Origin of the sequence: Legionella nautarum (assembly GCF_001467895.1) — a bacterium.
Lineage (GTDB): Bacteria > Pseudomonadota > Gammaproteobacteria > Legionellales > Legionellaceae > Tatlockia > Tatlockia nautarum.
In genome coordinates this window covers 670,482-690,511 of record NZ_LNYO01000024.1, presented here as the reverse complement: position 1 = coordinate 690,511, position 20,030 = coordinate 670,482, and the positions used below count along the sequence as shown (strand labels likewise).

Sequence of the window (20,030 nt, the reverse complement as noted above, 5' to 3'; positions counted from 1 at the left end):
ACTTAATCAATTTAAGTACGAGAATCAATTAAGGTATCAGTAACCAGTTCTGCTCACACCACTTGCTCTGGCTGCTTTCGCCACGGCAAGTGCTACCCGCTCTTTTAATCGCGGATCAATGGGTTTGGGAATAAAATAGTCCGGACCGAAATCCCAATTAGTCATTCCTGGATAGTTATTCTTAACAACTTGCGGAACTGGCTCAAGCACCAGCTGGCGAATCGCTTCAACAGCAGCGATCTGCATTGATTCATTAATACATGTTGCACGTACATCAAGTGCCCCACGAAAAATGTAGGGGAAGCAGAGGACATTATTCACCTGATTAGGATAATCACTACGCCCTGTTGCAATAATCAGATCATCACGGACTTTATGGGCAACTTCTGGTCTTATTTCAGGATCAGGATTAGATAAAGCAAAAATAATAGGCTTTGATGCCATCAATTGTAAAAGCTCGGCATTGAGTAAATTGGGTTTTGCAACGCCAATAAACACATCAGCATCGACCAAAGCATCTGCTAGCGTGCGCTTGTCAGTATGGCGTGCGAAAGCAAACTTATACGGATTTAAATCCTCTCGACCCGTGTGAATCACTCCTTTTGTATCTAGAAGCAGCATTTTATTTTTGTCTGCACCGAGAGCAACTAATAATCTCATGGATGCAATACCTGCAGCTCCTGCACCGATACAAACGATATTCACATCAGAAAGTTTTTTATCCTGTAAATCAAGCGCATTCAATAAACCAGCAGCTACTACTATCGCAGTACCATGTTGATCATCGTGAAACACCGGAATATTTAACTGTTCAATCAAAGCTTGCTCGATCTCGAAGCACTCTGGCGCTTTAATATCCTCTAAATTGATGCCCCCAAATGTTGGTGCAATCCGCTTCGCAGTCGCTACGAAAGCTTGTGGATCATCAGCATCTATTTCTATATCAAATACATCAATGTCAGCAAAACGCTTAAATAATACCGCTTTTCCTTCCATGACAGGTTTACTGGCTAAAGGACCCACATCGCCTAAGCCAAGAACCGCTGTGCCATTGGTCATTACTGCGACCAAATTGGCCTTTGCCGTGTAACGGAAAACATCATCTGGGTTTTCAGCAATAGCGAGCACTGGCTCCGCAACGCCTGGTGTATACGCAAGTGATAAATCATCCTGCGAATTAGTTGGTTTAGTAATTTGCACTGCAAGCTTTCCTGGAGCAGGATACTCGTGATAATACAGTGCACGTTGCTTTAATACATCTTTGTCCAAAGTGCTTACTCTCTTTTCAAACAACCCAGCGGAAAATCATATAGAAAAACGCCAGATATGAATAGTGATTTTTAAAAAAACAGGCGCATCTTTCTTGCGCCCACTGTTTTTTCTTGGCATAACAGCTTAGTTTTTACAAGCTGACTCAAATCGACCATCTGGCGAAACTTGATTGAGCAGCCAAGCGATTAGTTTAAGCTTAACACGCTAGCTTATTCGCCGCGTTTTTTGTAACGATCACGGAAGCGTTGGACACGGCCGCCCGTGTCAACCAGTTTTTGCTTTCCTGTGTAAAAGGGATGGCATTGAGAACAAACTTCAATGCTCAAATCTTTACTCAGAGTTGAACCAGTTTCAAAGGAATGACCACAACTGCAAGTTACGTTTATTGTTTTATACTCTGGATGGATTGAAGCTTTCATAACACTACTCTCTCTTTGCAAACGAGTATCGCCACCTGGGCTCGTATCGCCAAGCACCATACTCTTCTAATAAATGAACGCGCAACATTAGCAGAAATCTTATTATAGATCAATTTTTTCCCGTTTGCTGGACATTTATACAGGATTGAATTAATGGGGCCAAGGTGCAAGCTACGCTGACCAGCATCAGGTCCATGGCTCGCAGACAGAAGGAATTTTTATCCTAAGGCCGCTCCATTAGCTCTAAGTCCAATTCAACCCAAACGGGTGCATGGTCTGAAGGTCGCTCCCATTTTCTTGGCTCTTTATCAATTTGCGATTGCTTGCATACTTCAATTAACTCTTTACTTAGCAGCAAATGATCAATGCGTAAGCCCATATTGCGTCTGAATGCGCCGGCACGGTAATCCCACCAACTGAATAGCTTTTCTTCTTGAGGAAAATGGCGAAAACTGTCGACCAATCCCATTGTTATTAATCCATTAAATTCTTGACGTTCGGGCGGACTTACAAACAAACCGTCTTGCCATAGTACTGGATCGTGAACATCGCGATCATCGGGTGCGATGTTAAAATCGCCAACAACAGCTACTTTAGGATACAGTGCTAGCTGTTGCTTGATATAAGCTGAAATATTTTCTAACCATTTTAGTTTGTAGAAATATTTTTCAGAATTTAATTCAGAGCCGTTTGGAACATACAGATTAATTAAACGAATTCCTGCGATCGTTGCAACCAAAATTCGGCGCTGCGGATCATGAAAACCTGGAATATCAGTGAGTACATCTTCGATTGGATAGCGACTTATAATGGCCATACCGTTATAGGATTTTTGTCCAGCATAAACCATGTGATACCCTAGTTCTGCAAAAACCTCTTTGGGGAAATTTTCATCAATGAGTTTCGTTTCCTGCATCGCCAAGATATCAATTGCTGAGGACGCTAGCCATGTCAAAACATGCTCTAAACGAATTTTTAATGAATTTACGTTCCAGCTAGCTAATCTAAGCACACCAATCCCCTTCATAGTCAATAATTAGGGGGGCATGATCAGACCAGCGTTTTTCACGCGAAACGCTGACATTTTTTACACTGTCAATCAACCCTGGCGTAATGACTTGATAATCGATTCTCCAACCAACATTTTTATCCCATGCGCTAGGACTACGGTAACTCCACCAAGTGTATTGTTCTTCTTCTTGATTACGTACACGAAAAGCATCAATAAACCCCATATCACCAAAGAGCTTATCCATCCAAGCACGCTCTTCGGGTAAAAATCCAGAATTTTTTTGATTGCCGCGCCAATTTTTTAAATCAATTTTTTTATGGGCGATATTATAATCACCGCAAAGAATTAACTCGCGGCCTTCGTTTTTTAATTTCATCAAATGTTCTGCAAAACGATCTAGAAAATCATATTTCACTTGCTGACGCACCTCCCCACTGGTACCTGAGGGAAGGTAAAGCGAAATAACACTCAATTTGGGATAATCAAATTGAATATATCGGCCTTCATTATCACAATAATCAAATCCCAAACCTCTTAGGATACGTTGGGGTTGTTTACGAGCATAAATTGCCACACCGCTATAGCCTTTCTTTTGGGCATTATAATACTCACAAAAATATCCTGCAGGGTAAAAGAGTTCACCCAAAGTGGCTTCAGATGCTTGCACTTTCGTTTCCTGAAGACAGACAAAATCTGGGTTTTGTGCTGTTAGCCATTCGTAAAACCCATTCCGAGCAGCCGCCCTTATTCCATTTGCATTAAAACTAATTATTTTCACTGAAGTTCTCGTTTGAATAAAAAATCATGACCATACCTCAGTCCTTTAGCTGTTTACAAGAGCTACTTCATTTTGGAACAGGCTAAAGTAACAGCAAACTCCCCTAAGCGTTTACCTAGATATTTTGCTAAATTAATTTCATCTAAACTTAGAGGGTTATCATTACTAGCTCCTGAAACATGAGTAACTCCGTAAGGTGTTCCACCGCTTTGGGTGCTTGTTAATAAGGGTTCTGTGTAAGGCAACCCCATTAAGAGCATGCCGTGATGAAATAAAGGCAGCATCATACTAATCAGAGTGGTTTCCTGCCCTCCATGCATCGAAGCAGAAGAAGAAAACACACAGGCCGGTTTATTGACTAGATCACCAGCAAGCCACAAGGATGTTGTATTGTCTAAAAAATATTTCAGCGGAGAAGCCATATTGCCAAACCGTGTTGGACTGCCGAGCGCAAGCCCCGAGCAGTGACGCAAATCATCCAAAGTTGCATAAGGAGCCCCGCTCTCCGGAATAGATTGATCGACGGCTTCACACGTTGTCGACACGGGCGGAACCGTTCTCAGGCGTGCTTCAATCCCTTCAATTGATTCGACTCCGCGAGCAAGGTATTGTGCTAATTGCGCTGTTTTTCCATTGCGAGAATAATAGAGAACTAGCACATAAAGTTTATTAGCCATTAATCAACTCCATCACTTTTTCTGGTGGCCGAGCAACGAGCATTCGCTCACCTGAAACCACAATGGGTCTTTGTAACAGTTGAGGATGGCTAATTATTGCTTGTAATAGTGTTTCATCATCTGCATTTGCTAACTGTAACTCTTTATAAATCGCCTCATTATCGCGAATGATCGCTTTCATGCCTAAATCCTTGGCAAAAAGACGTAGACGGTCAATTGATAGAGGCTGTTGCAGATAATTAATTACTTCTACCTCATCTACCGTCTGTTCTAATAATTGCAAACAAGCTCGAGATTTTGAACAACGCGGATTATGATAGATAGTTATCATGGGCTAATCCTTATAAAATTTAGGGCCTTTGACCATTGAAATCGCTAGTATAGCAAAGTTGCTAGCTACTGAGTTACTTCAGTGCTAGAGAGTGGGAAATTAACTTGCAGTCAAGCGGTTAGCTGCCTATGCTTGATACAGAACTGGATTAAATATCAACAACAACTAGGATCATTGCACTTTCATGGACTTGAAAGAAAAAATAATAAACAAGCTGTATGAAGGAGCTCGATTTATACGCTTTGTTATTGTGCATTTTATCAATGATGACTGCACCTACCGTGCCTCTGCACTTGCTTTCACCAGTTTATTAGCAGTCATTCCCCTGATGACCGTTGGATTGGCGATCTTGTCGTCTTATCCTGTATTCCAACACTTATCTGAGACTGTTCAAGATTTTATTTTTGAAAATTTTGTTCCTGCAACAGGAAAAGCCGTACAAAATTATTTGCATCAATTTACGACACAGGTATCGAATCTTTCCGTCTGGGGTGTAGCGATTTTATTTTTTACCGCCCTACTGGTCATGGTTACTATCGAGCGGGCTATGAACCGAATTTGGCGCGCGCCTTCATCCAGGCAGGGAGTAACAGCCTTTTTACTCTACTGGGCTATTTTATCTTTAGGTCCTGTATTTCTTGGTCTAAGCCTGGCTGCAAGTTCTTATGTATTCTCTATGCCATTTATCAAAAATTACCCGCCGCCCTCGATTTTAATCAGTTGCATCCCTTTTATTTTATCTTTAATTGGCTTCACTTTTTTATATGTTGTAGTTCCCAATTGTCCAGTCAAAATAAGCCATGGAATTTGGGGTGGTTTAGTAGCAGCCGTTCTCTTTGAATCGGCAAAACAAGCTTTTGTCTATTATTTAACTCAATACAATACCTATCGCTTACTCTATGGTGCATTCGCCACAGTACCGCTATTTTTTATCTGGGTTTATTGGTTATGGATCATCACGCTTTTGGGCGCTGAGATCAGTTATGCTTTTTCAGTTCACCATCAACGACGTGTGGGCAAACCTTTGGATGGATTTTCTCATGCCTTACTTTGGCTACAGCAGCTTTGGCAAAGTCAAAAAGAAGGAAAAGGTTTGTCCTTGGATCAACTAATTAGTTCAACTACCCATCCTTTTGCTATTGATATCCATGACATGATCAACACACTTCGACATTTGGACTTTATTCATAGCACTAGCGATGGAGTATTCATGTTAAGTAAAGATCTACGAGAAGTGAGTCTTTATTCGCTAAGCCAGCAATTACCTTATCATCTTCCCACTCATGCAGATCTTGAACAGCTTAATTGCCCACCTTTGGATCATTGGCGAGCTGTATTTAAGCGAAATGACCAAGAATTGCAAAAAAATTTGGCTATTGATTTGAATCAGTTGTTTAGTGTGAACGGTTTATAATTAAGTGGCCCCACGGACAAGCCGTGGGAAATGGAGGGTAAAGGTTTATCCCATTGACGATTGTTGAGTATAGAATGCTAGCGCCTGAGAAAGCTCTGCAAAAACATTCTCTTTTCCTACTAATTGAATAATACCTGCTTTCTCTAGTTTCGCTTTAACTCGGCTATTTGCCCCAGTCAACATCACACGCACCTGCTGTTTTTGGCGATTAATGATCAATTCTTCTAAAGTTTGCAGCCCGGTAATATCAATAAAAGGAACCCAGCCTAATTTAATAATGAGCAATCGTGGCTCCTTAGCCGCATTAGCAAGGGCTTGCTCAAAATTTTCAACCGCGCCAAAGAAAAATGGGCCTTCCATTGAGAAAACCTGAACATCCTTCGGTATCGTATTTATTCCTAAATTAGTCAATTCGCGGTGTAAGTCTTGCTCTTTGATTTGTTGAATTTCAACACTAGAAGCCATACGTCGTAAAAAATGAAGGGTTGCTAAAATAACTCCCACGTTCACAGCAACCACCAAATCAAAGAAAACAGTTAAAGCAAAGGTCGTCAATAACACAACAACATCAGCACGTGGAGCACGTTTGAGCATTTTTACAAAATGACGCGCCTCACTCATATTCCAAGCGACTACAAACAGGATGGCTGCGAGTGCAGCTAAGGGGACATAAACGGCAAGTGGCGCTAGAAAAATAATGATCACAATCAGGGTGATAGCATGTACCATCCCTGCAAGTGGGCTAGTGCCTCCATTGCGAATATTTGTCGCAGTACGTGCGATCGCACCAGTCGCAGCAAAACCACCAAAAAATGGCGTGGCAATATTGGCTAGACCTTGACCAATTAATTCCTGGTTGGAATTATGTTGGGTACCTGCCATCCCATCAGCAACCACCGCAGAGAGCAGCGATTCAATGGCTCCTAACAGGGCAATAGCGAACGCAGGGCCAAGTAACTCAAGCAGGCGCGCTACACTTAATTCAGGCAATTGAAATGAGGGTAATCCTTGGGGAATGCCACCAAAGGTACTACCAATTGTCGCTACGCCATCAAACTGAAAAATTGCCTCTAAACTCGTTGCTACAACCAAGGCAATGAGAGGGCCTGGAACCCGTTTCAAACCTGGAAATTTATGAGAAAAAATCACTAGAAACAAGGATAAAAGAGCTAAAGAAGTCGTTGTAGTGTTTAATTGAGGAAGTACTTGTAAGATAGCCCATAATTTTTGATGGAAATGTTCGCCTGAGATTGCAGGCAAACCAAAAAAGTCCTTCCATTGTCCAACCCAGATAATGAGGGCTATGCCTGAGGTAAAACCAATAATGACAGGGGCAGGAATAAATTTAATAATGGTACCGAAGCGTGCTAAACCTAAGATAAATAGAATAACTCCCGCCATTAGCGTCGCTATTTGTAAACCATCTATCCCATATTTTGCAGTCACTCCTGACAGCAATACGATGAAAGCACCAGTCGGTCCAGCGATTTGCAACCGACTGCCACCGAAAGCAGAAACTAAAAAACCAGCGATTATTGCGGTATAAATACCCTGTTCTGGTTTAGCACCAGATGCAATAGCAAAAGCCATGGCGAGAGGTAAAGCGACTACCCCTACAATAATTCCAGAAACAATATTAGGTAGCCAGTTTTGTCGTTGTAATAAACCAGCTCGATAGGCTTCGCGCAAAGCAATCATGCTCTCTACTCATTTGGGATAGGAAGCGCCTATTATATCGCGATTTATTTGCCAATAAATATGCCACATTAACTATTTATAGCTAGCTACAATCCCGCGTGCCAGGAGATCCCCACGAAATTAAATGGACTATTTAGTTGATTGTCTATTTTTTGTTTATACCTTTCGCACTGAGGAAGCGCGCAGCGCTGTCTCGAAGTGTCGCGAAAGGTCCCTTCGAGAACCTCAGGACAAGCCCTTCGCCTCAGAACAGGCCCTTCGAGACGCACGCAATGCGGCTCCTCAGGCTGAACTGGATTTAATTAATACAAATTTCTTAGCTACTCATTTTCGTGGGGATATATCAGCTCGGGATTGATTGAGGTGTCTACTCATCCTGCTTATTATTTTGAGTAACGTATAACCTCTGGAAGATGAAGGCTCAAACCCACCATGACGATGTGAGCATGAGGTTGATAATGACCTCTTAAAAACTCGCCCGATACAGGTTCTGCATTAGTCCAAGAAGCATTTTGGTACTGTGTAAACTGATAGGTGAATAAAAGATCTAAATTTTCAGTGAAACTAGCTGCCGCTCCCGCTTTCAAGCCGCCTCCGACTAACCATTTGCTAAAATGCCCACTAACCCCTTCATTACCAGCCGTATCATTGGAATTAATAATAAAGCGACTTGTTGAAACGCCTGGACCAGCAAACACTTTCACATAAGGATTCATCTGATAAGTGGGTAAAAGAAAAATTGAAAAACCATTTTCGAGTTTTTCTTTTGCATTGACATTCGCTAAAAACGACCAGTTATTAATCCTATATAGCGCTCTTCCAGTAAATAAATCAGCATTTCCTTCAACAGCGACGCTTATTTGCTCTTTAAAATCAAAATCATAGCCAGCAAATAATTGTCCATGAAAACCGCTATAGCCGCTATGGTAATTAGCAGAAGTCAGGGCAGTGCCCGCTAAAGGATAATCTAAATTCTTTTTAATATTGGTTGAGTTGATCCCCAGATTTACTCCGCCATACCAGCTAGCATGCGCATCGATCGTTAATAAACATGCAGCAATTATTAAAAAACGCTTGTTCATATTGTGCCTCATTTATAAAATACTCGGAATGGTAATTGCGTTTGACGTTTGGCTAAATCCGCCCCGAACAACTGTAATCGATACAACCTGTTGCTGGGGTAAAAAAAGATTAGAAATGACAAAACGTCCATGTGCTCTATCTAAAGCAGCTATCGCACCTGGTACACCATTGACAAGATAAACATCATTATTAAAAACAGCACTATCCAGCCCTGCGTAATAAATAAATGCCACGGTGGGATTCAAGCGATTCCGATCTGCTCTGAGTAGTACCGGTGCTGTTGGTGAACTCAGACCGATTGAGAAATTATTTGCGGAAGTCGTAAAAAACGTCCCATTTGCGGATCTAACCATAATGCGTGCACTCGCTGTATTGATTGCAGGCACAGTGACCATCGCTGTTCCATTATTAGGAACAGCGGATAAAAGAGCGAAGGGATAAGACAGTCCTCCATCGATTGATAATAAAATATCAACAACTGTCGCATTCACTGGAGGCACATCGGTGTTCGCCACATTCCAAGTCACCGGTAATTGCGCCCCACTTAACCAGACAATGTTAGGTGCGGTAGGATAGGTTAATATAAAGGGACCCGATGACGCATCCGTGGTCAGGGTTACATCCACATAACTGTTGCAGGAACCACCGGGAGTATTCGCGCGAACTGTCGTTCTAAAATTCATAGTTCGTGTTACCGAAGGCACAACCTCCCAGGTAAAGGGCCCGTTATTCGCTATTGCCGCTAAATTGGGGAAAAATCGTGTCGGCGAGACTGAAGGTGAGATACTGCGGAAGTTAGGTCCATCAGGAGAGTCACTTAATGGGGGCTGAATAGAGATTTGATTATCCATCTGCTCCCAAGTATAAGTTAATACATTATTGCCACCATTATTCGTAGCAATGGTGGTTAAGGCAAAAGGCGTATTCGCTGGTACAACCGCAAAACCATTGGTAGAAAGAATAGTCGGCGCTTGAGGAATGGGAGTTTCAACAGGACAGGTGCCTCCTTGACCTGATACAAAGTCCCCCATTTCTTGTAAAGAAATACCATGAAAATAAGGGCTAGAATTCATTTGAACATTGGGAGGACAAATGCCTGCATAACCCATAATTGTACTACCACTTCCAGGTTCTACAGCGGTAGCAGGATTTCTTTTGCAATCATTATCTTGCGTATGATTCGCACCAAATTGATGCCCTATTTCATGAGCGAGAAAATCCACATCAAACGGATCGCCAATGGGCTGTTCCCCTCCCGTTACACCCTCTGCTTTTTCACTGGAGTTACAGACACACCCCAGAGTAGCCAGGCCACTTCCTGCCGCATCAACCACATGGCCTATGTCATAATTTGCCGCCCCAATCACTGCTGTTACATTCGCTTGGTTTTCAACTAAAAGGATTGGTGGTCTTCCACTTGTATAGGGCTGAGTAAGCGGATCCGTATAAATAATTTGGTCATTGTTAGGGATAATTTGCAGGGTAATCGCCATATCAGTTTCATAGACTGCGTTCACCCTATTCACGGTGGTTACTTCCGCTGCGAGCGCTAAAGGAACTGTTCCCCCGTGAAATGCAGTGTATTGCGCTGTGGCCGCCATAGCTAAGCGATAGGTTTTAAGGTTGCAGGCATTGAAATTTGCAGAGGGTCTTAACTGACGAAGATGTTTTATCGGTTTAGATTGCCCCGTTACTCCGCACTTCATGTTCTTTTTACTAACAAAATCCTTTTGTTTATAAACCATATAATACTGCGTATTGTCCTTTTCCAAGGGATCAATAAACACTGTATTTTTACCTGGACTCAAAATCATTGCATGAAATCCATGCGGGGTAATATCAAATTTCACCAATTCAGCGGACTTCCCCACACCATAACCATCATAGGTTTTGATTTCGGGAAATTTGGCCGCCAATTGCGGATGCATGGTGGTATTTTCTACAACCCTGTATTTTCTCATCGAGCCATCGGGTAGAGGAAGTTCGATAAGAACTGGCACCCCCGCCCTTAATCCCCCTCGAAGAGGCACCTTTTCTAAGGCGCTGTAAAGGCGATTGATATTAATTTCGACCGTACGATAATGCTTAGCTTGAATAAGCCGCTTGCCATCGAGAGGTATAGACGCAGGTTTAACATCTTTGATGATATTATTGATAACTTTATAATTCTGCGCTGAAACTAAGGAAGAAAAAGCCAATAAAAATACAGCAATAAACATCCTTGTCATGGGGTGATCTCGAAAAAACGAAGGGCTTAATTTAACAGTAAACTTGGGGAATTTACAATCCAAATAACTGACGAAAAAACAGCCGCTATACTCCCTACCATAATATTTTCTTCATAATTGATTGATATAATAATCATATAAAATTCATGCAAATTGGAGAATAAAATGCCTGGAGTTGCAGAGCAATTAGACTATTTAGCTGGATTACAAGAGTCAATGGAACACGCTTCGACAATTATTCGGAAGCAATTAGCCGAAGGGGCACTAATAAAATTACAGGGTGAGGTTGGTGATTCTTTTATGTTATCTATTAATAACAGGGATGCAATACGTGAATTACGTTGGCGGAATTATCAACAACTTCAAAACGATTCAGATGCTTCCAGTGAGGATACTTCATCCACAAAATTAACGTTATTTATATTGATTGGTAACCGTTTCGTTGCTAAAGAAAAAGTCACCGAACAGCGTCCTAAAGAAGAAGAACTTAAAAAATTAATCCAGCAACAAAAAGAACTTATTTTTAGTCAATATCTAGCAGGAGCAACACGTGAGTATCTTGAAGCATTTAAGCATAATCCAAATCAACAGTTTTCACGACAAACAATTTTAGATAAGGCAATCGAACTGTACAAAGAACAAATTTATAAGATTGCATTGTTAGAATATGAAGTTGTTAACTTAGTTGGATATTATGCTCGTCTTAGAGGTAACTCAGCCAGATCTCCAGACGAAGGAAAAATAGAAAAGCTTCTTGCTATAGAAAAAACATTCGACAGTTACTCCTCCTCGCAAAGTAGTTATAACTTCGACCTTTTTAAATTTAATAACATTGAGTCTCTTTATTATGAACTGCAATTGGCGGAAAATCTTTCTGCTGAAAACCTAGAGGAAAACTTAAAAAGTTCTCTTAATCTAGGCAAACCAAAAACCCTTCAAGATAGCCTGCATAACCAAATTTTAAGCAATATTTTTGCTGAAAATTTGATAACCTTAGCCCCTCAAAAAGCTTTAAGCACCCTACTTAAAGAAACAGAACAAATGATGGCAACAATTACTACCCCCGAAGAGGTTGGTGAGACAGCCCCAATCGGACTCCCAGATGAAAGTATTATAAAACTAAGAACTATTGTAGCTGAGTATGAGGCCTATCTTAATGGAATTATAGTTCAAGAAAGTGTTGACTATCCAAACAGAAAGGATGGGGCAGTAGACAACAGAAAAAAAGCCCTAGAAAGAATTATTCTCGATGTGAATAATGCAACTAAGCTTACCCCCCATCTAAAAAGCGTGGTAAAGGACGCAGTGGATGAGATCATAGCAAATGAGCCTACATGGTTTGAAAAATCCTTACTTGATCAAATTTTAGATATTATTTTCGCTAGACCTCTATTTAGGTGGATGTTTGGCTCCAAACCACAAGCTCAAAGCGATTTACACCAACAATCAGAAACTTTAGCTCCGGAAAACCCTCAAGATAAAAAGGATGATAGTAAAGACGAGGACAAGGCACCGCAAAACCACACCCAAACCCCTTAGGAGAGGAGGCATTGTAGCGGGTTAAATTCGGGCGCAAACTTTGTAGGTTGGGCCAGGGCGCAACCTACAATTCAACTATCAGTTAGCGGAATTGAAATTTACATATTTAAAAATATTCCAATAATTACGCCAAGAAAAATTAAACCTCTTAGATAGGGAGCTGAACGTCTATTTGTATACAAAATATAGAGATAGGAAAAAGGGTGCCGATAGATCAGGCTACGAATAATTTTTTTACTTACCGGTACCGTATCTCCCTCTAGCGGATACTCGTGTATTCTTATACTCGGCCCGTCATTTGCCTCGATGATTACTCCTCGAGATTGTCCAATAGGTACATTGATATCCGTACACTGTACATCAAATCCAACGAGCTTTAAATTTAACTCTGTGGCAGCACGAATGAGCAGCTGGCTATTTTCTCGATTTATCTTCTTTGCCAAGGATTTATAAGTTCCTCCTCGGGTTGCATTACAAGCATAACAGAGGCCCACCACTTCATCTTTCTTAGGTACATAATTTAGATCCATGCCAAGTTCAGCCAGTTTAAATTGGCACTCTTCGTCGATCACAATGGGGCCTAAACTGTCACTTAGTTTTATGCGTTGCGAATTACTCAAATCGATGAGCGCTTGCAAATTGTGGTCGCCATCGCCGATAACCTGTGCCGGATAACGCTGGATCACACCGAGTATACGGTTGTTAAAAATTAACACGCGATAAGCGTTCAAATTAGCGTGGAATTCCTCAATAGAAATATATTCACTGTCGACAATATTTTTAGCAATATAGTTTTTTAATTGCTCTAACGTTTGAATATTGCATAATACATTTTGACCCAACTTGCCGGTTTGCGGCTTTGCGACAAGGGGAAAGGATAAGCCTGCTATTTTTTCTTCAAGCATACCATATTCATATTCAGAAATATGAATAAAGGTTGCTTTGGGTACTGGAAATCCGGCTCTTCCCAGCACTTTATTCATCGTATGTTTATTCCTGGCTAGATGGATGGAGCAGCTATCGTTGAATGGTGTTCCGCTGCCACAGAAATAAAAATTACGCTTCCAAAGTTTTAATTTAAATCCCTCAATTTCAGGTACCTCTTCAACCGGGAAGAGCAATTTCTTAGCACTTTCATAATAACAGCGTGCATTTTTATTCATGGGTTTACTCAAAGATACAGCTCCTTGTAATCTCTGATTAGCTCATCACAGTTTAATTTGCTTCATTAACCATAGATAGAGTAGTTGCTTTTTCTTGCAATAATAAATCGATGCGCTTTGCAGTATCTGCAATTCGGGGATCAGATAAAATTGCGCAGACAGGCAATTCTATCGCAAATTTGTCCCGCAACTTTGAAATAACATGCATTGCTAAAAGTGAATTACCCCCTATTGACGCAAAACTATTATTAACCCCGATAGGCAAATTAAAGATAGCTTCCATTATTTCGATCACCTCTTTCTCTGTGGAAGTATGGGGCTTTTCTATTTTATTGACTGAGCAGGAAACAGGTTTGTTATAATGCTCTAATCGTTTTCTATCTATCTTCCCACTATCCGTTAAGGGCATCTTTTCAATAATATTAAAGACAGAAGGCACCATCTGCGGAGGAACTCTTTCTTGGAGGAATGAGTAAATAAGATTAATCATTTTGTCATCTTTTTTCCCTTCTACTACAATAAAAGCCTCCAAATGCTTCTCTGAAGCAGCGTCTTTTTTAGCAATAACTACCGCTTCCTTAATCTCAGGGTATTTAATTAAATGGGATTCAATTTCTTTAGGCTCAATTCTAAATCCGCGAATCTTTAGCTGCGCATCCTTGCGTCCGAGGAAAACAAGATTACCGTCAGGAAGAGCTTTTCCCAAATCCCCCGTTTTATATAACTGTGAATTGGGTTCCTTGCTCCAAAGATCTTCAACAAACTTCTCTTGCGTTAATTCATCGCGATTAATATATCCTTTAGCGAGTGAGGCTCCGCCTATATAGATTTCACCTGTTTCCCCAGCCTGAACAGGCTGCATTTTATTATTTAATATCATTATGTTGGTATTGAAAATAGGTTTGCCAATCGGCGGATAATCGGGCCACTCTGTCACTTTCTCAGGAAAAGTGTAGGAAGTAACCACATGAGTTTCGGAAGGCCCGTAATAATTCAATAATCGACAGGAAGGAAGTTGGGTAAAAAAAGATAAAATTGCAGGGCTTACAATAAGCTGCTCACCGGCAATAATAATTTCTTTTAGAGAAAAGAAATATTTTTTTTCTACGGGTGCGGAAGCCAAGGTTTTTAAAAAGGGCACGGGCAATACTAATTGCTCAATCTGATGATCTTTTACAAGCTTAGAAAATTGCCAAGGATCCATCCTATCATGTTCTGAAATAAGTACTAAAGTCCCACCAGAAATGAGTGCAGAAAATATTTCTAGAAAACTCATATCAAAACTAAGTGCCGTGAACTGTAGAACATTTCGTTTTTCGGGATTTTTTCTTTGCTGCCAATGCATTAAATTCGTCAGGGCTTGATGAGGTAACATGACGCCTTTGGGTTTACCTGTTGACCCAGAGGTATAAATTAAATAGCCAAGATTAGCTAAATTGATCTCTACTTGAGGATTTTCAGCGTCCAAATCTTTTGATGCAAAGTCAATAATATCTTCTATAAAAAAGGTTTTCTTCGCATGAAAGGGAAGGTCTTTTGCTAATTTTTTATGAGATAAAATAAAGTCGGACTTCGAATCTTCAAACATGAATTGCAAACTTTTGGTAGGATAATTACTGTCTAAAGGTAGATAAGCCCCACCTGCTTTTAAAATTCCGAGCAATCCGACAATCATTTCGATGGAGCGTTCAATATAAATTGCAACAACCTTATTCGCTGTAATCCCTTCCTTAATTAAGAAATGAGCAACTCGGTTCGCCTTGGCATTTAATTGTGCATAAGTTATTTCCTCACCCTGATAACTTAAAGCAACTGCATCTGCATTTAGCAAGGCTTGTCGTTCAAATAGCTGATGCGTGTAGAGGCAAGGAATAGTCTCTTTTTCGACGACATTAGATTTTTTAAAGGTTTTTTGGAACCCGGCTTCGGTTGCCTCTAAATGTTGATAGTCTTCGATTTGTAGTATTTCATGTAAAGAAAGTCCTTGCTCGGCACCCAAGATCTCATCTTGTTTTTTTAATAAATGATCAATAGCAACCCCTTCTCGAGTTTTGGTTTGCTCAACATTACCTATCTGGGCAGAGTAATTGTTAACAATCTCGTGGAGTTCTGAACGTTGCGCTAAAACCTTCTCACCTACAGAAAGCTTCTGTGATTTATCAACCGCTTCATGATATTTATTTCGTGCCCAAAGCAAAGCTCTGTGCAATTTTTCAGAATTATTTTTTTGATAGCAATGATCAGTGAGAGCCAAGAGGAGGCCATAAGCAATGACTTCTCCGACCAAAGCTTGAGACCAATATTGCCCCGTGAAGGATTTTCCGAAGAGTTTATGTTCCGAATCATTTATTTTTTCTACAACACGCTCTAGATCTTTAAAAAGCGCTTTTTGCTCTAAAAAATTAGAGAAAAAACGTTCGAGACCTAGGTTTTTTCCTTGCATTCGCGAGCCAAGGTACATGTTTAATGCTTCTGTTGGGCCCTCAAAAATCCTAAAGACACGCGCATCCCGAAAAAGCTGTGAAGCACCATTCCCCTCTTCATAGCCTCTAGCCCCTAGCGTTTGTACTAGAAGATCGGCAACCTTACCCAAAAATTCTGAGCCCAAGATTTTAGAAACAACAAAGGCCTCCTCAGGCACAAGCGCAATATCGCTGTCATAGGCAGTTGCAATGGTATAAACGAAATTCTCTAAAGCCTCTATTAGGGCGGTTATTTCACTTAAACGAACCAAAGTAACAGGGTTATCGATAAGAAAACCAGTCACAATGGAGCGTCTTTCTGCATAACGATGCATCAACTGAACACAGCGTTTCATAGCACCTATACTTGCTGCAGCCAGACATAGCCTGATAAACATCATATTGTCTTGAGCGATTTCCATGCCTTGGCCGGGTTGACCTAGCATGTTTTCGGCAGAAACTTCTATGTCATCTAAGTAAATGGTATGTTTAGAGAATCCGCGTAAGCCCATGGTTGGCGCCGCTGCGCCGATATGCAGACCTTCGGTTCCTCTTGGCACTAAAAAGCCACTCATTCCAAGCCAATTATTGTTTGCATCGACTTGTTGGACATAAATGGCAATAAGCTCTGCTGAAGCAGCCATACCTACCCAACGTTTACTGCCTCTCAATAACCATTTGTCGTTCTGATGAGGGCTTGCGACCGATTTCATTGCCCTTGGGTTAGAACCAGCGGCAGATTCAGTCATTGCACCTGACATAAACATCTGACCTTTAGCCAGTTTATTTAGATACTGCTTTTTCATCGTTGCCGAAGCATAGTTCTCTAGAGTATGAGCGCCTTGAATTGTTTCGATGATAATAGTAGTGAGGGTTAAATCAATTGCAGCGAGTTGCTCAATCACCCGCAGCATATCAACTAATTTTAATTCTAATCCTCCATGCTTTCTCGAAATATGCATACCAAAAAATCCTTGATTCGCGAGATCCATGAAAACATGAGGCGGGAAAGCACCTTGTTTATCGGCTAAATAGGAATCAAGATGAGTAGAAGAATAGTGTCTAAGCCAATGAATTAGTGAGTCAGCGCTCTTTTTGCTATGTTCTGAGTGATTCATGTCATTACTCCCTTAACAACCAGATTATAGCAATTGTAAATAGTGAACTACTGCGTGACTAATCATCTCTTAGTCTGGTTGTGGTAGAATAGAATAAAAATTAAAAAACAATTTTATCTTAGGCTATATTCAATACAAAGACTCACTTAATAGTAACGTCATAAATTGTAATGGCACAAAGTGCCTTTATAATACATGGTTATGCAAAAATTGTAAAATATGTTGAAAATACAGATAGTAACGGTGAATATTAATCAATATGGACTACAAAACGCTTTTATCACTATGCTTAAACCATTCGGACAATTTAATTTTAATCTTGTCTAGTCAACTACATATTGAAGAAATTAATCCTACTGCAATTCAAATCTTAGGATGGAAAAAAGAAGAGGTGTGTAATAAACCCATTGATAGCGTATTTAAACACTATGCAATGAAGCCTTTCATTAAATCAACACAAGCCCTAAAAAAAGAACAACAACTTAGCTTAACTCATCGCGGCTTCAAAATTGATTGGCGAATTACTCCTGTTTATGACAAGGAAAGTAAGCAAAATTTAATTTTTGCCCTAGGAAAATACACCAAAGAATTAACAGCTAAACAAGTTGAATACTTACAATTAAAAAATGTGGTCAAATATGCCCCAGGACTTTTCTATTGGAAAGATAAAAATAGTGTTTATTTGGGTTGTAATGAAGGATTTGCCAATTTAGCAGGTTTGGAATCCAGTGCAGAGGTGGTCGGAAAAACTGATTTTGATCTCATCTGGAAAGACAGAGCCCAGCTCTATGTAGATGTTGACCAAGAGGTAATTAGAACAGGAAAAGCGCGCTTAAACCATGAGGAGAACATTGCTGTTTCACAAGGCCAGACCATTACCGCCATCACCAATAAAGTACCAATGTATGATAATCAACATAATGTCATTGGTATCTTAGGCATTACGACCAATATCACAGAGCAAAAACGATTATTAGAAGACCTCAAACGCGCCAAAGAAAATGCTGAATCGGCTAACCAAGTTAAAACAGAATTCATTGCTAATATGAGTCATGATATTCGCACCCCTTTAAGCGGTATTATTGGCATGTCTCGCTTCTTAGAAGAAAAAGCCAGCAATGAGGAAGAAAAACAATATGCACGCTGGGTAAATGAAAGTGGGGAACAACTACTCAAACTTCTGAACGGAGTGCTTGATGTGGTTTCCGCGGCTCATCTTTCTGAACACGACATTCAAGCAGAGTGCTTTAACCTTCGTCAGAGTATTAATGACATTGTTCAGCTTGAAAAACCAACTATTTTTCAGAAAAACCTTAAATTTAAGGTAGATATCGATGAGGAAATTCCACAATTTATTGTCTGTGACCGCTTTAAATTAAACCGTATTTTGCTTAACTTAGTCGGAAATGCCATTAAATTTACCGAGCATGGCTATATTGGGCTTAGTGTCAAACAAATTAGTAAACAGCAAGATATCGTCAACCTTAAATTTAGCGTTAGCGACACAGGCCCGGGGATTCCTAAAACCTTACAATCCAAAGTCTTTGAGCGCTTTTATCGGATTAGTCCTTCTTATAAAGGTGACCATCAAGGGCATGGTGTAGGACTGCATATTGCTGAAAAATATGTAGCACTAATGGGCGGGGAAATTGAGTTAGAGAGTGTTGAAGGGAAAGGAACGACCTTTTATTTCACCATTTCCCTAGCAATCGGTGAAGAAAAAAATGCGAATATTCCAATTGAATCAAAAACTGTCCTTTCAACCTCTGAGTCTTCACTAGAACAGAACACCCCTTCTCAAATCTCTCTTTTATTGGTCGAAGATAATGATATTGCTTTACGTATGATCGAATTAATCGCAGAAAAAGCCGGTTGTCGTTATATTTCCGTCACTGACGGTGAGCAAGCTCTGGCTTTAGCTAAATCGAAAGAGTTTGATCTAATTATTACTGATATTGGCCTACCGGGCCTATCAGGCAATGAATTAACTAGTCGCATTCGTGATTGGGAAAAAGAATTGCATAAGGCACCTATTCCGATTGTGGGTTTGACTGCGCATGGTCTAGTCGAGGCGAAAAATGAGTCCATTCAAGCAGGCATGAATCAAGTACTTTCTAAACCTATTACCTTACCTGTACTGAAGACGGTTCTTAGCCAATTGCTACCTAGACAGTTTTCCAAAAATGAAATAAAGGGTGATACGAAAGAACAATCACTCAATTTTGCCAATACTGAAGAAGAGAAGTTATTTTTCCTGAATAATCATCCTAACTTGGACATCGAGCTTGGACTTTATAACTTCGGAAATGAGGCTGTTTTGCGAGACTTATTGACCTCAATGCATGCAGAAGAAATTCCTCATACCTTAACCAAGTTAGAACAGGCTTACTCTGAATTAAATTGGAAAAAGATTGAAGCCCTGGCTCATAAATTGAAAAGTAGCGCCTTGTATTGTGGTACCGAAAAACTGAAATTCGCATGCCAATATTTAGAGTGCTATCATAAGTCAGGACAGACTCAATTCCTGGAGCCGTTGTATCAGCAATTAATTACAGTTCTCAATGAAACAGAGCAGTTCATCAAAAATTGGTTAGAGGGTCACTGACCTAGCGTTTCTGAAGGTTTCTTCTTTAAAAATCGTATCACTCTTTCTCAGAAAGACTTTAAAAAAATTGAGTGATAATTGTGAAAATTTAACCATGGATTTGTCGAGTTAAGCAGATAATTAAGAATCGCCCCTTTCAATACCCTGATTCCTGAACCACTTATTTTTGAGACTATTCCATTCCTACAAATTTGCCTTTTAAATAAAGCCAACCTAATCTTAGGCTAGGGA

General features: G+C 40.3%; 14 protein-coding genes. 3 read left to right on the top strand and 11 right to left on the bottom strand.

The window, feature by feature from the left end; all coding sequences use genetic code 11:
• Window positions 1-36 precede the first annotated feature (36 nt).
• The 6 genes from Lnau_RS14745 to arsC form a co-directional block, all read right to left on the bottom strand.
• A complete protein-coding gene (locus tag Lnau_RS14745; RefSeq protein WP_058505884.1) occupies window positions 37-1,269 on the bottom strand; it encodes a malic enzyme-like NAD(P)-binding protein in 1,233 nt (410 codons plus the stop codon).
• A gap of 212 nt (window positions 1,270-1,481) precedes the next feature.
• Window positions 1,482-1,691, bottom strand: coding sequence for a 50S ribosomal protein L31 (rpmE, locus tag Lnau_RS14740; RefSeq protein ID WP_058506024.1), 210 nt, complete (start codon window positions 1,689-1,691; stop codon window positions 1,482-1,484).
• A 223-nt stretch (window positions 1,692-1,914) separates the two neighbouring features.
• Window positions 1,915-2,703: an exodeoxyribonuclease III gene (gene xth, locus Lnau_RS14735; RefSeq protein WP_058505883.1), complete on the bottom strand. Its 789-nt coding sequence runs from the start codon at window positions 2,701-2,703 to the stop codon at window positions 1,915-1,917.
• Window positions 2,696-3,481 carry an exodeoxyribonuclease III gene (locus Lnau_RS14730; RefSeq protein ID WP_058505882.1) on the bottom strand — a complete coding sequence of 262 codons (786 nt, stop codon included), beginning with the start codon at window positions 3,479-3,481 and terminating at the stop codon, window positions 2,696-2,698. The genes xth and Lnau_RS14730 overlap by 8 nt, the downstream gene beginning before the upstream one ends.
• A 62-nt stretch (window positions 3,482-3,543) precedes the next feature.
• A complete protein-coding gene (gene wrbA / locus Lnau_RS14725) occupies window positions 3,544-4,158 on the bottom strand; it encodes an NAD(P)H:quinone oxidoreductase (protein ID WP_058505881.1) in 615 nt (204 codons plus the stop codon).
• On the bottom strand, window positions 4,151-4,489 hold the full coding sequence (gene arsC, locus Lnau_RS14720) for an arsenate reductase (glutaredoxin) (protein ID WP_058505880.1): 339 nt from the start codon (window positions 4,487-4,489) through the stop codon (window positions 4,151-4,153). The genes wrbA and arsC overlap by 8 nt, the downstream gene beginning before the upstream one ends.
• Before the next feature lie 184 nt (window positions 4,490-4,673).
• On the opposite strand from arsC, the gene Lnau_RS14715 reads away from it, so the two are divergent.
• A complete protein-coding gene (locus Lnau_RS14715) occupies window positions 4,674-5,903 on the top strand; it encodes a YihY family inner membrane protein (protein WP_058505879.1) in 1,230 nt (409 codons plus the stop codon).
• Between the two features lie 45 nt (window positions 5,904-5,948).
• On the opposite strand, the gene Lnau_RS14710 is transcribed toward Lnau_RS14715, so the two are convergent.
• From Lnau_RS14710 to Lnau_RS14695, 3 genes are all read right to left on the bottom strand, one after another.
• Window positions 5,949-7,601, bottom strand: coding sequence for a SulP family inorganic anion transporter (locus Lnau_RS14710; protein WP_058505878.1), 1,653 nt, complete (start codon window positions 7,599-7,601; stop codon window positions 5,949-5,951).
• A 383-nt stretch (window positions 7,602-7,984) separates the two neighbouring features.
• The gene (locus tag Lnau_RS14700) at window positions 7,985-8,683 is read right to left on the bottom strand and encodes an outer membrane protein (protein WP_058505876.1); all 699 of its coding nucleotides are present in this window, start codon (window positions 8,681-8,683) and stop codon (window positions 7,985-7,987) included.
• Window positions 8,684-8,695: 12 nt separating this feature from the next.
• Entirely contained in the window at window positions 8,696-10,912 is a 2,217-nt protein-coding gene (locus Lnau_RS14695; RefSeq protein WP_058505875.1) for a reprolysin-like metallopeptidase, read from the bottom strand.
• A 165-nt stretch (window positions 10,913-11,077) separates the two neighbouring features.
• On the opposite strand from Lnau_RS14695, the gene Lnau_RS14690 reads away from it, so the two are divergent.
• A complete protein-coding gene (locus Lnau_RS14690) occupies window positions 11,078-12,451 on the top strand; it encodes a hypothetical protein (RefSeq protein WP_058505874.1) in 1,374 nt (457 codons plus the stop codon).
• A 98-nt stretch (window positions 12,452-12,549) separates the two neighbouring features.
• On the opposite strand, the gene Lnau_RS14685 is transcribed toward Lnau_RS14690, so the two are convergent.
• Together Lnau_RS14685 and Lnau_RS14680 are read right to left on the bottom strand one after the other, a co-directional pair.
• On the bottom strand, window positions 12,550-13,626 hold the full coding sequence (locus Lnau_RS14685; RefSeq protein ID WP_238585988.1) for a UDP-N-acetylmuramyl peptide synthase: 1,077 nt from the start codon (window positions 13,624-13,626) through the stop codon (window positions 12,550-12,552).
• Window positions 13,627-13,666: 40 nt separating this feature from the next.
• The gene (locus Lnau_RS14680; protein WP_058505872.1) at window positions 13,667-17,194 is read right to left on the bottom strand and encodes an amino acid adenylation domain-containing protein; all 3,528 of its coding nucleotides are present in this window, start codon (window positions 17,192-17,194) and stop codon (window positions 13,667-13,669) included.
• Between the two features lie 259 nt (window positions 17,195-17,453).
• Between Lnau_RS14680 and Lnau_RS14675 the strand changes: the two genes are divergently transcribed.
• Complete coding sequence (locus tag Lnau_RS14675; protein ID WP_058505871.1) at window positions 17,454-19,799, top strand: ATP-binding protein; 2,346 nt, start codon at window positions 17,454-17,456, stop codon at window positions 19,797-19,799.
• Window positions 19,800-20,030: the final 231 nt, after the last annotated feature.

Coding starts and splice junctions, on each gene's coding strand:
- rpmE (WP_058506024.1), bottom strand. CDS start 1,691: ATGAAAGCTTCAATCCATCCAGAGTATAAAACAATAAACGTAACTTGC.
- wrbA (WP_058505881.1), bottom strand. CDS start 4,158: ATGGCTAATAAACTTTATGTGCTAGTTCTCTATTATTCTCGCAATGGA.
- arsC (WP_058505880.1), bottom strand. CDS start 4,489: ATGATAACTATCTATCATAATCCGCGTTGTTCAAAATCTCGAGCTTGT.
- Lnau_RS14715 (WP_058505879.1), top strand. CDS start 4,674: ATGGACTTGAAAGAAAAAATAATAAACAAGCTGTATGAAGGAGCTCGA.
- Lnau_RS14710 (WP_058505878.1), bottom strand. CDS start 7,601: ATGATTGCTTTGCGCGAAGCCTATCGAGCTGGTTTATTACAACGACAA.
- Lnau_RS14700 (WP_058505876.1), bottom strand. CDS start 8,683: ATGAACAAGCGTTTTTTAATAATTGCTGCATGTTTATTAACGATCGAT.
- Lnau_RS14695 (WP_058505875.1), bottom strand. CDS start 10,912: ATGACAAGGATGTTTATTGCTGTATTTTTATTGGCTTTTTCTTCCTTA.
- Lnau_RS14690 (WP_058505874.1), top strand. CDS start 11,078: ATGCCTGGAGTTGCAGAGCAATTAGACTATTTAGCTGGATTACAAGAG.
- Lnau_RS14680 (WP_058505872.1), bottom strand. CDS start 17,194: ATGAATCACTCAGAACATAGCAAAAAGAGCGCTGACTCACTAATTCAT.
- Lnau_RS14675 (WP_058505871.1), top strand. CDS start 17,454: ATGGACTACAAAACGCTTTTATCACTATGCTTAAACCATTCGGACAAT.